General features: G+C 59.2%; 11 protein-coding genes. 10 read left to right on the forward strand and 1 reads right to left on the reverse strand.

Features of this window, described 5'->3' with window-relative positions; genetic code table 11:
* Positions 1 to 83: 83 nt before the first annotated feature.
* The 7 genes from dnaK (at position 84) to BKX96_RS00310 (ending at position 9,877) form a co-directional block, all read left to right on the forward strand.
* Positions 84 to 2,000, forward strand: coding sequence for a molecular chaperone DnaK (gene dnaK / locus BKX96_RS00280; RefSeq protein WP_046820628.1), 1,917 nt, complete (start codon positions 84 to 86; stop codon positions 1,998 to 2,000).
* Between the two features lie 296 nt (positions 2,001 to 2,296).
* Positions 2,297 to 3,421, forward strand: a complete 1,125-nt coding sequence (gene dnaJ / locus BKX96_RS00285) for a molecular chaperone DnaJ (RefSeq protein WP_046820627.1) — start codon at positions 2,297 to 2,299, stop codon at positions 3,419 to 3,421.
* Between the two features lie 10 nt (positions 3,422 to 3,431).
* Positions 3,432 to 4,235 carry a 4-hydroxy-tetrahydrodipicolinate reductase gene (gene dapB, locus BKX96_RS00290; protein ID WP_046820626.1) on the forward strand — a complete coding sequence of 268 codons (804 nt, stop codon included), beginning with the start codon at positions 3,432 to 3,434 and terminating at the stop codon, positions 4,233 to 4,235.
* Positions 4,236 to 4,494: 259 nt separating this feature from the next.
* Positions 4,495 to 5,631 (forward strand): glutamine-hydrolyzing carbamoyl-phosphate synthase small subunit, encoded by a 1,137-nt coding sequence (gene carA, locus BKX96_RS00295; RefSeq protein WP_046820625.1) that lies wholly within the window; start codon positions 4,495 to 4,497, stop codon positions 5,629 to 5,631.
* 118 nt (positions 5,632 to 5,749) lie between these two features.
* Positions 5,750 to 8,971 carry a carbamoyl-phosphate synthase large subunit gene (gene carB, locus BKX96_RS00300; RefSeq protein WP_046820624.1) on the forward strand — a complete coding sequence of 1,074 codons (3,222 nt, stop codon included), beginning with the start codon at positions 5,750 to 5,752 and terminating at the stop codon, positions 8,969 to 8,971.
* Entirely contained in the window at positions 8,968 to 9,444 is a 477-nt protein-coding gene (greA, locus tag BKX96_RS00305) for a transcription elongation factor GreA (RefSeq protein ID WP_046820623.1), read from the forward strand. The genes carB and greA overlap by 4 nt, the downstream gene beginning before the upstream one ends.
* A 28-nt stretch (positions 9,445 to 9,472) precedes the next feature.
* Positions 9,473 to 9,877, forward strand: coding sequence for an MFS transporter (locus BKX96_RS00310; RefSeq protein WP_077182424.1), 405 nt, complete (start codon positions 9,473 to 9,475; stop codon positions 9,875 to 9,877).
* A 9-nt stretch (positions 9,878 to 9,886) separates the two neighbouring features.
* Here the strand turns inward: BKX96_RS00310 and BKX96_RS00315 are convergent, their stop codons facing one another.
* The gene (locus tag BKX96_RS00315) at positions 9,887 to 10,195 is read right to left on the reverse strand and encodes a YhbY family RNA-binding protein (protein WP_007942889.1); all 309 of its coding nucleotides are present in this window, start codon (positions 10,193 to 10,195) and stop codon (positions 9,887 to 9,889) included.
* A 101-nt stretch (positions 10,196 to 10,296) separates the two neighbouring features.
* Here BKX96_RS00315 and rlmE point away from each other — a divergent pair, with 101 nt between their 5' ends.
* The 3 genes from rlmE (at position 10,297) to folP (ending at position 13,899) form a co-directional block, all read left to right on the forward strand.
* Positions 10,297 to 10,926, forward strand: a complete 630-nt coding sequence (gene rlmE, locus BKX96_RS00320; RefSeq protein WP_046820621.1) for a 23S rRNA (uridine(2552)-2'-O)-methyltransferase RlmE — start codon at positions 10,297 to 10,299, stop codon at positions 10,924 to 10,926.
* Between the two features lie 202 nt (positions 10,927 to 11,128).
* Positions 11,129 to 13,039 carry an ATP-dependent zinc metalloprotease FtsH gene (gene ftsH / locus BKX96_RS00325; protein WP_046820620.1) on the forward strand — a complete coding sequence of 637 codons (1,911 nt, stop codon included), beginning with the start codon at positions 11,129 to 11,131 and terminating at the stop codon, positions 13,037 to 13,039.
* A gap of 8 nt (positions 13,040 to 13,047) precedes the next feature.
* Complete coding sequence (folP, locus tag BKX96_RS00330) at positions 13,048 to 13,899, forward strand: dihydropteroate synthase (protein ID WP_046820619.1); 852 nt, start codon at positions 13,048 to 13,050, stop codon at positions 13,897 to 13,899.
* Positions 13,900 to 13,905: the final 6 nt, after the last annotated feature.

The following is a 13,905-nucleotide window of genomic DNA, read 5'->3' on the forward strand; positions in this document are numbered from 1 at the left end:
ATTTAGAAGTCAAGCGTTTAAGTGCTACCGCAGTTAGCCACCACTGCTGCGGCAACCAAATCCAAAGTTTCGGGAGAGTGAACATGGGCAAAATTATCGGTATCGACCTGGGGACTACCAACTCCTGCGTCTCCGTGCTGGAAAACGGCAAGGCCAAAGTTATTGAAAACGCCGAAGGCGCGCGTACCACGCCGTCGATCATCGCTTACGCCAACGATGGCGAAATCCTGGTCGGCCAGTCCGCCAAGCGTCAGGCTGTGACCAACCCGCACAACACCCTGTATGCGGTGAAGCGTCTGATCGGTCGTCGCTTCGAAGAAGAAGTGGTACAGAAAGACATCCAGATGGTCCCTTACAAGATCGTCAAGGCTGACAACAATGACGCCTGGGTTGAAGTGAACGGCCAGAAAATGGCACCGCCACAGATCTCGGCTGAAATCCTGAAGAAAATGAAGAAGACCGCCGAAGACTACCTCGGCGAGCCAGTGACCGAAGCGGTGATCACCGTTCCGGCCTACTTCAACGACAGCCAGCGTCAAGCGACCAAGGACGCCGGCCGTATCGCGGGCCTGGACGTAAAACGTATCATCAACGAACCCACCGCGGCTGCTCTGGCCTACGGTATGGACAAGGCCAAGGGCGATCACACCGTGATCGTTTACGACCTGGGTGGCGGTACCTTCGACGTTTCCGTGATCGAGATCGCTGAAGTCGATGGCGAGCACCAGTTCGAAGTGTTGGCCACCAACGGCGACACTTTCCTGGGCGGTGAAGACTTTGACATTCGTCTGATCGACTACCTCGTCGACGAATTCAAGAAAGAAAGCGGCATGAACCTCAAGGGTGACCCGTTGGCAATGCAGCGCCTGAAAGAAGCTGCTGAAAAAGCCAAGATCGAGCTGTCTTCCGCTCAGTCGACCGACGTCAACCTGCCGTACATCACTGCAGACGCCACCGGTCCTAAGCACCTGAACGTGAAGATCTCCCGCGCTAAGCTGGAAGCGCTGGTTGAAGACCTGGTTCAACGCACCATCGAGCCTTGCCGCATCGCGCTGAAAGATTCCGGTATCGACGTTGGCGCGATCAACGACGTGATCCTGGTCGGCGGTCAGACCCGTATGCCACTGGTTCAGAAACTGGTGACCGAGTTCTTCGGTAAAGAAGCACGTAAAGACGTCAACCCGGACGAAGCAGTAGCCATGGGTGCTGCCATCCAGGGTGCGGTACTGGCCGGTGACGTGAAGGACGTTCTGCTGCTGGACGTCAGCCCGCTGACCCTGGGTATCGAAACCATGGGTGGCGTGATGACTGCGCTGATCGAGAAAAACACCACGATTCCTACCAAGAAATCGCAAGTGTTCTCGACTGCCGACGACAACCAGGGCGCTGTGACCATTCACGTGCTGCAAGGTGAGCGTAAGCAGGCTGCGCAGAACAAGTCCCTGGGCAAGTTCGACCTGGCCGAGATTCCACCAGCACCACGTGGCGTGCCACAAATCGAAGTGACCTTCGACATCGACGCCAACGGCATCCTGCACGTAGGCGCCAAGGACAAGGCCACCGGCAAGACTCAGTCGATCGTGATCAAGGCCAACTCCGGCCTGTCCGATGAAGAGATCGAGCGCATGGTGCGTGATGCCGAGGCCAACGCCGAGGAAGACCGCAAGTTCGAAGAGCTGGCCGCTGCCCGTAACCAGGGTGATGCACTGGTTCACTCGACGCGCAAAATGGTCGCTGATGCTGGCGACAAGGTAAGCGCTGAAGAGAAGACTGCGATCGAAGCTGCTGTAGTTGCCCTGGAAGCCGCCGTGAAAGGCGACGACAAGGCCGCTATCGAAGCCAAGGTTGAAGAGCTGTCGAAAGTCTCCGCTCCAGTGGCCCAGAAGATGTACGCCGAACAGGCTCAGCCAGCTGAAGGCGCGGCACCGCAAGGTGAGTCGGCCGAGAAGGCTGACGACGTGGTCGACGCTGAGTTCGAAGAAGTAAAAGACCACAAGTAAGTTGTTGGTCGGCCGGTTGACTGCCTTGCGGCGGTGACTGGTAGGATGTCGCCGCGCGGGAGCTTGCTCCCGCGTTGGCGTGTCTGGAGTTAGCGAATTTTTACAGCATGCGACAACGCTCGCGTGCTGATGGCATGGCCGGGAATGCTCCTGCTTTTCGAGCCGAAAGTGCCGATCGAATCAAAGACCAGGATCGTTGAATTGACGTGAGTTGGGTCCGGGCCTGTATTGGGGCTCAACGAGTTTGGCGAGGCTCAGGAGAGGTTTGTCGAACGTCCTCAAGAGTGCAGAGACTTATGGCAAAGCGTGACTATTACGAAGTATTGGGTGTTGAGCGCGGCTCAAGCGAGTCGGACCTGAAGAAGGCCTACCGTCGCCTGGCGATGAAGCACCACCCGGACCGTAATCCTGATGACAAGGCATCGGAAGAGATGTTCAAGGAGGCCAATGAGGCCTACGAAGTGCTGTCCGATTCCAGCAAGCGTGCGGCGTATGACCAGTACGGCCATGCCGGTGTCGACCCGAGCATGGGTGGCGGCGGTGCCGGTTTCGGTGGGCAGAATTTCTCCGACATCTTCGGCGATGTCTTCAGCGACTTCTTCGGTGGTGGTCGCGGTGGTTCCCGTGGCGGCGCCCAGCGTGGCAGTGACTTGCGCTACACCCTGGAATTGAATCTGGAAGAAGCGGTGCGCGGCACCAGCGTGAATATCCGCGTTCCGACACTGGTCAACTGCAAGCCGTGCGACGGCTCGGGAGCCAAGAAGGGCTCTTCGCCGGTCACCTGCCCGACTTGTGGCGGTATCGGCCAGGTGCGCATGCAGCAAGGCTTCTTCTCGGTGCAGCAAACCTGCCCGCGTTGCCATGGCCAGGGCAAGATCATTTCCGATCCGTGCGATTCCTGCCACGGCGAAGGTCGCGTCGAAGAGTACAAGACCCTGTCGGTCAAGGTTCCGGCCGGTGTCGATACCGGTGACCGCATTCGCCTGTCGGGTGAAGGCGAGGCGGGCGCCCAAGGCGGGCCGACCGGCGATCTGTACGTGGTGATCAATGTGCGCGAGCACTCGATCTTCCAGCGTGACGGCAAGCACCTGTTCTGCGAAGTGCCGATCAGCTTCGTTGATGCGGCACTGGGTGGCGAGCTGGAGATTCCGACCCTCGATGGTCGGGTCAAGCTGAAAATCCCTGAAGGGACCCAGACCGGCAAGCAGTTCCGCGTGCGCGGCAAGGGCGTTGCCCCGGTGCGTGGCGGCGGTGCGGGTGACTTGATGTGCCGTGTGGCGGTCGAGACTCCGGTCAATCTGAGTCGTCGTCAGCGTGAATTGCTCGAAGAGTTCCGCAGCTCCCTGGCGGACGACAACAGTCACTCACCGAAAACCACTGGCTGGTTCGAAGGCGTGAAGCGCTTCTTCGGCGATTTGTAAGGAGACAGGCATGCGACGTATAGCTGTGATGGGCGCCGCCGGGCGCATGGGCAAAACCCTGATCGAAGCCGTGCAGCAAGCACCGGGTGCCGGCCTGACGGCGGCAGTGGATCGTCCTGACAGTACGCTGGTCGGCGCGGACGCTGGCGAGCTGGCTGCGATCGGCCGCATCGGCGTGCCGTTGTCGGGTGATCTGGATCGTGTGGTCGATGAGTTCGACGTGCTGATCGACTTCACCCACCCGACAGTGACCCTGAAGAACCTCGCCTTCTGCCGAAAGCACGGCAAGGCGATGATCATCGGCACTACCGGCTTCAGCGTTGAAGAGAAGCAGTTGCTGGCAGAGGCGGGCAAGGATATCCCGATCGTCTTCGCAGCCAACTTCAGCGTCGGCGTAAACCTGTGCCTGAAGCTGCTCGACACCGCTGCCCGGGTGCTGGGTGACGATGTCGATATCGAAATCACCGAAGCTCACCATCGGCATAAAGTCGATGCGCCGTCCGGTACGGCCGTACGCATGGGTGAAGTGATTGCCGATGCCCTGGGTCGCGACCTGAAGAAAGTCGCGGTTTACGGTCGTGAGGGCCAGACTGGTGCTCGCGAGCGGGAAACGATCGGTTTTGCCACGGTTCGTGCTGGCGACATCGTCGGTGATCACACCGTGTTGTTCGCCGCCGACGGTGAGCGTGTCGAGATCACCCACAAGGCTTCCAGTCGCATGACCTTCGCCAAGGGCGCGGTACGTGCCGCCTTGTGGCTGGATGGGCGCGAGCCTGGTCTTTACGACATGCAAGACGTGCTCGATCTGCGTTAAGATGCACCCGAAATCGGGCTCGCGCGTAGCGTCTGAGCCCGGTTTTATTCCGCCAAGCGACGTCCTGTCGCATTCTCCAGCCTTTAGGGCTCATTGGCGGTAGACCAAAAAGGCCTTTTTCTGTAAGCTACAGCTTTAGTGTGTCCACTAAAAGCGCGCAGAATAATTCAGTGAAGAAGCGGGGTGACGTGTCCATACGTCACTCCGCTTTTTTACAACCTGCGATCGCCCTTTCAGGCTTTATTTACGGGAGGTCTTCTTGACTAAGCCAGCCATACTCGCCCTTGCTGATGGCAGCATTTTTCGCGGCGAAGCCATTGGAGCCGACGGTCAAACCGTTGGTGAGGTGGTGTTCAACACCGCAATGACCGGCTATCAGGAAATCCTTACCGATCCTTCCTACGCCCAACAGATCGTTACCCTGACTTACCCGCACATCGGCAATACCGGCACCACGCCGGAAGACGCCGAGTCCAACCGCGTCTGGTCCGCTGGCCTGGTCATCCGTGACCTGCCTCTGGTGGCGAGCAACTGGCGTAACACCATGTCCCTGTCCGACTACCTGAAGGCCAACAACGTTGTGGCCATCGCCGGTATCGACACTCGCCGCCTGACGCGCATCCTGCGTGAAAAAGGCGCGCAGAACGGCTGCATCATGGCCGGTGACAACATTTCCGAAGAGGCCGCCATTGCCGCTGCCCAGGGTTTCCCTGGCCTCAAGGGCATGGACCTGGCGAAAGTCGTCAGCACCACCGAGAAGTACGAGTGGCGCTCGACTGTCTGGGATCTGAAAACCGACAGCCACGCGACCATCGAAGCCTCCGAGCTGCCGTACCACGTGGTGGCCTATGACTACGGCGTCAAGGTGAACATCCTGCGCATGCTGGTCGAGCGCGGCTGCCGCGTAACCGTCGTGCCTGCGCAAACGCCTGCTGCCGACGTGCTGGCCCTGAAGCCGGACGGCGTGTTCCTGTCCAACGGCCCTGGTGATCCGGAGCCTTGCGACTACGCGATCCAGGCGATCAAGGACGTGCTGGAAACCGAAATTCCGGTATTCGGCATCTGCCTCGGTCACCAGCTGCTGGCCCTGGCTTCCGGCGCCAAGACCCTGAAAATGGGCCATGGCCACCACGGTGCCAACCACCCGGTCCAGGACCTGGACACTGGCGTGGTGATGATCACCAGCCAGAACCACGGTTTCGCGGTAGACGAAGCGACCCTGCCGGCCAACGTTCGCGCGATCCACAAATCGCTGTTCGACGGCACGCTGCAAGGCATCGAGCGTACTGACAAGAGCGCCTTCAGCTTCCAGGGTCACCCTGAAGCCAGCCCTGGCCCGAACGACGTAGCACCCCTGTTCGATCGCTTCATCAACGAAATGGCCAAGCGACGCTGATCGCTCGCCCTGATGTTGCAAAGCCTGAGGGCGGCCCCGATACCGGTGGCCCCCTCGGGTCTTCACAGATTGAACAAGACGGCTTGCCGACTGACCTGCGGATTTGAGTGACAAACCCATGCCAAAACGTACAGACATTAAAAGCATCCTGATTCTCGGCGCTGGCCCGATCGTTATCGGCCAGGCCTGCGAATTCGACTACTCCGGCGCCCAGGCCTGCAAAGCCCTGCGCGAAGAGGGCTACCGCGTCATCCTGGTGAACTCCAACCCGGCCACCATCATGACCGACCCGGCCATGGCCGACGCCACCTACATCGAGCCGATCAAGTGGCAGACCGTTGCCAAGATCATCGAGAAAGAACGTCCGGACGCACTGCTGCCGACCATGGGCGGCCAGACTGCACTGAACTGCGCCCTGGATCTGGAGCGCGAAGGCGTCCTGGAGAAGTTCGGCGTAGAAATGATCGGTGCCAATGCCGACACCATCGACAAGGCTGAAGACCGTTCGCGTTTCGACAAGGCGATGAAGTCCATCGGCCTGGCGTGCCCGCGTTCCGGTATCGCCCACAGCATGGAAGAGGCCAACGCGGTTCTCGAGAAGCTCGGCTTCCCATGCATCATCCGTCCGTCCTTCACCATGGGCGGCACCGGTGGCGGTATCGCTTACAACCGTGAAGAGTTCGAAGAAATCTGCGCCCGCGGCCTGGACCTGTCGCCGACCAAAGAGCTGCTGATCGACGAATCGCTGATCGGCTGGAAAGAATACGAGATGGAGGTTGTCCGCGATAAGAAGGACAACTGCATCATCGTCTGCTCCATCGAAAACTTCGACCCGATGGGCGTGCACACCGGTGACTCGATCACCGTGGCACCGGCACAGACCCTGACCGACAAGGAATACCAGATCCTGCGTAACGCCTCCCTGGCGGTACTGCGCGAGATCGGCGTGGAAACCGGCGGTTCCAACGTTCAGTTTGGCATCTGCCCGAACACCGGCCGCATGGTCGTGATCGAGATGAACCCGCGCGTATCCCGTTCGTCGGCACTGGCCTCGAAAGCCACCGGCTTCCCGATTGCCAAGGTCGCGGCCAAACTGGCTGTGGGCTACACCCTGGACGAGCTGTCGAACGACATCACCGGCGGCAAGACCCCGGCATCCTTCGAGCCGTCCATCGACTACGTCGTGACCAAGCTGCCACGCTTTGCCTTCGAGAAGTTCTCCAAGGCTGACGCACGCCTGACCACGCAAATGAAGTCGGTCGGTGAAGTCATGGCCATTGGCCGTACCTTCCAGGAATCCCTGCAGAAAGCCCTGCGTGGCCTGGAAGTGGGCGTTTGCGGCCTGGACGAGAAGGTTGACCTGAGCAACCCGGAAAGCATGAGCGTGCTCAAGCGCGAGCTGACCGTACCGGGCGCCGAGCGTATCTGGTACGTGGCGGACGCGATGCGCGCTGGCATGAGCGTTGAAGACATCTTCGGCATGACCATGATCGATCCGTGGTTCCTGGTGCAGATGGAAGACCTGATCAAGGACGAAGAGAAGGTCAAGACCCTGGGTCTGACCAGCATCGACCGCGACCTGATGTTCCGTCTCAAGCGCAAAGGCTTCTCCGACATGCGCCTGGCCAAGCTGCTGGGTGTGACCGAGAAGGCCCTGCGTGCTCACCGTCACAAGCTGGATATCTTCCCTGTCTACAAGCGCGTCGACACCTGCGCTGCCGAGTTCGCCACCGATACCGCGTACCTGTACTCGACGTACGAAGAAGAGTGCGAAGCCGCGCCATCGGGTCGCGACAAGATCATGATCCTGGGTGGCGGTCCGAACCGCATCGGCCAGGGCATCGAGTTCGACTACTGCTGCGTACACGCGGCACTGGCCCTGCGCGATGACGGTTACGAGACCATCATGGTCAACTGCAACCCGGAAACCGTGTCCACCGACTACGACACCTCCGATCGCCTGTACTTCGAACCAGTGACCCTGGAAGACGTGCTGGAAATCGTCCGCGTCGAGAAGCCCAAAGGCGTGATCGTCCAGTACGGCGGCCAGACCCCGCTGAAACTGGCGCGTGCCCTGGAAGCCGCCGGCGTGCCGATCATCGGCACCAGCCCTGATGCCATTGACCGTGCCGAAGACCGCGAGCGCTTCCAGCAGATGGTCCAGCGCCTGAACCTGCGTCAGCCGCCAAACGCCACCGTGCGCAGCGAAGACGAAGCGATTCGTGCCGCCAGCAAGATTGGTTACCCGCTGGTGGTGCGTCCGTCCTACGTATTGGGCGGCCGTGCGATGGAAATCGTCTACGAAGAAGAAGAACTCAAGCGCTACCTGCGTGAAGCGGTTCAAGTGTCCAACGACAGCCCGGTGCTGCTGGACCACTTCCTCAACTGCGCCATCGAAATGGACGTGGATGCGGTCTGCGACGGCAAAGACGTGGTGATCGGTGCGATCATGCAGCACATCGAACAGGCTGGCGTTCACTCCGGTGACTCCGCTTGCTCGCTGCCGCCGTACTCGCTGCCGGCGCACATCCAGGACGAGATGCGCGAACAGGTCAAGAAAATGGCCCTGGAACTGGGTGTGGTCGGCCTGATGAACGTACAGTTGGCGCTGCAGGGCGACGACATCTACGTCATCGAAGTCAACCCGCGTGCTTCGCGTACCGTGCCGTTCGTGTCCAAGTGCATCGGTGTTTCCCTGGCAATGATCGCTGCACGCGTGATGGCCGGTAAAACCCTGAAGGAAATCGGCTTCACCAAGGAAATCATCCCGAACTTCTACAGTGTGAAAGAGGCGGTGTTCCCATTCGCCAAATTCCCTGGCGTTGACCCGATCCTCGGCCCTGAGATGAAGTCCACCGGTGAAGTGATGGGCGTGGGCGACACCTTCGGTGAAGCGTTCGCCAAGGCCCAGATGGGTGCCAGCGAAGTGCTGCCGACCGGCGGTACTGCGTTCATCAGCGTCCGTGATGACGACAAGCCACTGGTTGCGGGCGTGGCCCGTGATCTGATCAACTTGGGCTTCGAAGTGGTGGCCACTGCCGGTACTGCCAAGCTGATCGAAGCGGCAGGCCTGAAAGTGCGCCGGGTGAACAAGGTGACCGAAGGGCGTCCGCACGTAGTCGACATGATCAAGAATGACGAAGTCACCCTGATCATCAACACCACCGAAGGCCGTCAGTCGATCGCTGACTCCTATTCCATTCGTCGTAATGCCTTGCAGCACAAGATTTACTGCACCACGACCATTGCTGCTGGCGAAGCTATCTGTGAAGCGCTGAAGTTCGGTCCCGAGAAGACCGTGCGCCGCTTGCAGGATCTACACGCAGGATTGAAGGCATGATCAAATACCCAATGACCGTCCTGGGCGCCAAAGCCCTGGAAGAAGAACACGCTCATCTGACCAAGGTCGTCCGTCCCAAGCTCAGCCAGGACATTGGTACGGCTCGCGAGTTGGGTGACTTGAAAGAAAACGCTGAATACCATGCCGCCCGCGAACAGCAAGGCATGGTCGAGGCGCGGATTCGTGATATCGAAGGCCGGATCCAGAATCAGGTCATCATTGATGTCACGACCATTCCTCACACCGGCAAAGTGATTTTCGGTACCACCGTCGAAATCGCCAACGTCGAGACTGACGAAAGCGTCTCTTACCACATCGTGGGTGAGGATGAGGCTGACTTCAAACTCGGCAAGATTTCGGTCGGCTCGCCTTTGGCCCGAGCCTTGATCGGCAAGGAAGAGGGTGATGTGGTTGCCGTGAAAACGCCTAGCGGCGTTATCGAGTACGAGATTGTCGAAGTCCGTCACATCTGAAGCCAGGCGCCCGCTGCATGCGGGCGCCATGCTCTGGCAGCTGGCCCAGATGTTGTGGGTTGGCGGTCTGTGGCTGGTGCATCTCGGTTTGCAGCCGGTGTTGGGCCGAATTGGCTTGGCACCGTTGCTGATCGATGAGATCGCCGGCTTGTTCGAGAGCATGGTGGTGGGGTTTGCCGCCGTGTGCGTGATCTTTCAGGCTTTGGTGCTGGTACAGGCCAATGGCCTTGCCAGTCTATGGCGGGATTTTCGTGGGCAGGTGCTGTTGATTGCGTTGTTGGCGTGTGCGACGTATGTCGCCGTGCATGTCGGCTGGCCTGATGCGCAGCGCTGGCAAGTGTTCAGCTATCTGGTGCTGGGGTTCTCGGGCCTGGTGCTGATCATGCAGCCGGTACCCGGATGGAGTGGCAGGGTGCGCGAAGCACACCCTTGACCCTTGTCATCACTTGAAGCGATGGACGTTCGACAGCTGCTTGTTGACGCTGAAGTTCTTGCGGTAAATCAGGGCCATCTTGCCGATGACCTGTACCAGATCCGCTTTGCCAACCTTGCACAGCTCGGCAATGGATGCCAGGCGCGATTCGCGATCGAGGATGTTGAGCTTGATCTTGATCAGCTCGTGATCCGCCAGGGCGCGTTCAAGTTCGGCTAACACACCTTCAGTCAAACCGTTGTCAGCCACGATCAAAACTGGTTTCAGATGGTGGCCAATGGATTTGTACTGTTTCTTCTGCTCTTGAGTGAGCGGCATAATCTGACCCTTTCGTCTGGATTCTGTAAAATGGCGGCCATTTTACCCGAGGGTTCGTGGATCCGCCCAACTAATCACGACCCTTATCATCGAGGTGCCCAATGGCGCGTTCCAAGACAAGCCTTGAGTGGCTGAAAAGACATGTCAATGATCCCTATGTGAAGCAGGCGCAGAAAGACGGCTACCGCTCGCGTGCGAGTTACAAGCTTCTGGAACTCCAGGAAAAGTACAAGCTGATTCGTCCGGGCATGAGTGTTGTCGACCTGGGTGCGGCGCCCGGTGGCTGGTCGCAGGTCACTAGCCGGCTGATCGGTGGCCAGGGCCGTTTGATCGCCTCGGACATCCTGGAAATGGACAGCATTCCGGACGTGACTTTCATCCAGGGTGACTTCACCCAGGACGAAGTGCTCGCTCGGATCCTTGAAGCCGTGGGTAATTCGCAGGTGGACCTTGTGATTTCCGATATGGCCCCCAATATGAGTGGTACGCCTGAAGTGGACATGCCCAAGGCCATGTTCCTGTGCGAGCTGGCGCTTGATTTGGCGGAGCGGATCCTCAAGCCCGGTGGTAATTTCGTGATCAAGATTTTTCAGGGCGAAGGTTTCGATGTTTACCTGAAGGACGCTCGTAAGAAATTCGACAAGATCCAGATGATCAAGCCGGACTCTTCACGTGGCAGCTCCCGCGAGCAATACATGCTGGCTTGGGGCTATCGCGGTCGGAGTGAATAAAACGAGGTTTTTTGGCGGGGTGATAGGTTTTTCGTATTTCGCCTCGCGTGCATAAACGAATATTGTGTAGAAAGTGTTTCACAAAGGGTTACAGACGGCGCCTGCCAGAGTTGTAGGTAATGTAGTAAGTTAGGCCGGTGAATATCATGCGAAGCGCGCGCCAACAGCGGCGCTTGCTTCAGAGGGTAGTTAATTGAACGATATGGCAAAGAATCTGATCCTGTGGTTGATCATCGCGGCAGTCCTGGTGACGGTGATGAACAACTTCTCCAGCCCTAACGAGCCGCAGACCCTCAACTATTCCGACTTCATCCAGCAGGTCAAGGATGGCAAGGTCGAGCGCGTGGCGGTTGATGGCTACGTGATTACCGGCAAGCGCAACGATGGCGATAGCTTCAAGACCATTCGTCCGGCGATCCAGGACAACGGCCTGATCGGCGACCTGGTGGACAACCACGTCGTGGTCGAAGGCAAGCAGCCTGAGCAGCAAAGCATCTGGACTCAACTCCTGGTGGCGAGCTTCCCGATCCTGGTGATCATCGCGGTGTTCATGTTCTTCATGCGCCAGATGCAGGGCGGAGCCGGTGGCAAGGGCGGCCCTATGAGCTTCGGCAAGAGCAAGGCGCGCCTGCTCTCCGAAGACCAGGTGAAGACCACCCTGGCTGACGTTGCCGGTTGCGACGAAGCCAAGGAAGAAGTCGGCGAACTGGTCGAGTTCCTGCGTGATCCGGGCAAATTCCAGCGCCTGGGCGGCCGCATTCCTCGCGGCGTGCTGATGGTCGGTCCTCCGGGTACCGGTAAAACCTTGCTGGCCAAGGCGATTGCCGGCGAAGCCAAGGTGCCGTTCTTCACCATCTCCGGTTCCGATTTCGTCGAGATGTTCGTCGGTGTCGGTGCCAGCCGTGTTCGCGACATGTTCGAGCAAGCCAAGAAACACGCGCCATGCATCATCTTCATCGATGAAATCGACGCCGTCGGTCGCCACCGTGGTGCCGGCATGGGCGGTGGTCACGATGAGCGCGAGCAGACTCTCAACCAGTTGCTGGTAGAGATGGACGGCTTCGAAATGAACGACGGCATCATCGTGATCGCCGCGACCAACCGTCCAGACGTACTGGACCCTGCGTTGCTGCGTCCAGGCCGTTTCGACCGTCAGGTCGTGGTTGGCCTGCCGGATATCCGTGGTCGCGAACAGATTCTCAAGGTCCACATGCGCAAAGTGCCGATGGGTGACGACGTCGCTCCGGCTGTGATCGCTCGTGGTACTCCTGGCTTCTCTGGTGCCGACCTGGCCAACCTGGTCAACGAGGCGTCGTTGTTTGCTGCCCGTGCCGGCAAGCGCATCGTCGAGATGAAAGAGTTCGAGCTGGCCAAAGACAAGATCATGATGGGTGCCGAGCGCAAATCCATGGTCATGTCCGAGAAAGAAAAGCAGAACACCGCTTACCACGAAGCTGGCCACGCCATTGTCGGCCGCGTCGTACCTGAGCATGATCCGGTATACAAGGTCTCTATCATCCCGCGCGGTCGTGCGCTGGGTGTGACCATGTTCCTGCCGGAAGAAGACCGCTACAGCCTGTCCAAGCGTGCGCTGATCAGCCAGATCTGCTCGCTCTATGGTGGCCGTATCGCTGAAGAAATGACCTTGGGCTTCGATGGCGTCACCACCGGTGCGTCCAACGACATCATGCGTGCCAGCCAGATTGCGCGGAACATGGTGACCAAGTGGGGCCTTTCCGAAAAACTCGGTCCGCTGATGTATGCCGAAGAAGAGGGCGAAGTGTTCCTCGGTCGCGGCGGCGGTGGCCAGAACGCCAGTTTCTCCGGTGAGACAGCCAAGCTGATCGACTCCGAAGTGCGCAGCATCATTGACCAGTGCTACGGCACGGCCAAGCAGATTCTCACGGACAACCGTGACAAGCTTGACGCCATGGCCGATGCCCTGATGAAGTATGAAACCATCGATGCCGAGCAGATCGACGACATCATGGCTGGACGCACCCCTCGCGAGCCTCGCGACTGGTCGGGCGGTACCGGTACATCTGGCACGCCTCCGGCGGTGCAGGGTGAGCGTCCGGAAACACCTATCGGCGGTCCCGCTGCTGACGTTTAAGGTTTGAAATGACTTTTGTTCAGTCCTCGACCCGGTTGCCTTGCGGCAACCGGGTTCTTGATTTGGCCCAGACGCATGTCATGGGCATTCTCAATGTCACTCCCGATTCTTTCTCCGATGGTGGCAAATTCAGCCAGCTCGATGCGGCGTTGCGCCATGCCGAAGCCATGGTGGCGGCTGGCGCCACACTGATCGATGTCGGCGGTGAGTCGACTCGCCCGGGCGCCAGGGCGGTTTCACCGCTCGAAGAGCTGGAGCGCGTGGCGCCGATCGTCGAGCGGATTCACCGTGAGCTGGATGTGATCATCTCGGTCGATACCTCCACGCCCGCAGTCATGCGCGAAACGGCGCGACTGGGTGCTGGCCTGATCAACGACGTGCGTTCGTTGCGCCGCGAAGGTGCGCTGGATGCGGCGGCGGCTACCGGCTTGCCGGTGTGCCTGATGCATATGCTCGGTGAGCCGGGTGACATGCAGGACAACCCGCACTACCAGGACGTCACCCGGGAGGTGGGCGAGTTTCTTGCCGAGCGCATGGCTCAGTGCGCAGCGGTGGGCATTCCGGCTGAGCGGATCATCCTGGATCCGGGTTTTGGCTTCGCAAAAAACCTGCAGCACAATCTAAGCTTGTTCAAGCACATGGAAGCCTTGCATGCCCTGGGGCGCCCGCTGTTGGTTGGGGTGTCGCGCAAGAGCATGATCGGTCAGGCGTTGAATCGTCCCGTTGGTGAGCGTCTTTACGGCGGTCTTGCCCTCGCGGCGCTGGCATCGCATAAGGGTGCGCGTATATTGCGTGTCCATGACGTCGCTGAAACAGTTGATGTGGTGAAAATGATCGCCGCAGTGGAATCAGCCGAATAAGAAAGA

Origin of the sequence: Pseudomonas putida (assembly GCF_001976065.1) — a bacterium.
Taxonomy (GTDB): Bacteria; Pseudomonadota; Gammaproteobacteria; order Pseudomonadales; family Pseudomonadaceae; genus Aquipseudomonas; species Aquipseudomonas serbica.

Coding starts and splice junctions, on each gene's coding strand:
- dnaK (WP_046820628.1), top strand. CDS start 84: ATGGGCAAAATTATCGGTATCGACCTGGGGACTACCAACTCCTGCGTC.
- dnaJ (WP_046820627.1), top strand. CDS start 2,297: ATGGCAAAGCGTGACTATTACGAAGTATTGGGTGTTGAGCGCGGCTCA.
- dapB (WP_046820626.1), top strand. CDS start 3,432: ATGCGACGTATAGCTGTGATGGGCGCCGCCGGGCGCATGGGCAAAACC.
- carB (WP_046820624.1), top strand. CDS start 5,750: ATGCCAAAACGTACAGACATTAAAAGCATCCTGATTCTCGGCGCTGGC.
- greA (WP_046820623.1), top strand. CDS start 8,968: ATGATCAAATACCCAATGACCGTCCTGGGCGCCAAAGCCCTGGAAGAA.
- BKX96_RS00310 (WP_077182424.1), top strand. CDS start 9,473: ATGCTCTGGCAGCTGGCCCAGATGTTGTGGGTTGGCGGTCTGTGGCTG.
- BKX96_RS00315 (WP_007942889.1), bottom strand. CDS start 10,195: ATGCCGCTCACTCAAGAGCAGAAGAAACAGTACAAATCCATTGGCCAC.
- rlmE (WP_046820621.1), top strand. CDS start 10,297: ATGGCGCGTTCCAAGACAAGCCTTGAGTGGCTGAAAAGACATGTCAAT.
- ftsH (WP_046820620.1), top strand. CDS start 11,129: ATGGCAAAGAATCTGATCCTGTGGTTGATCATCGCGGCAGTCCTGGTG.
- folP (WP_046820619.1), top strand. CDS start 13,048: ATGACTTTTGTTCAGTCCTCGACCCGGTTGCCTTGCGGCAACCGGGTT.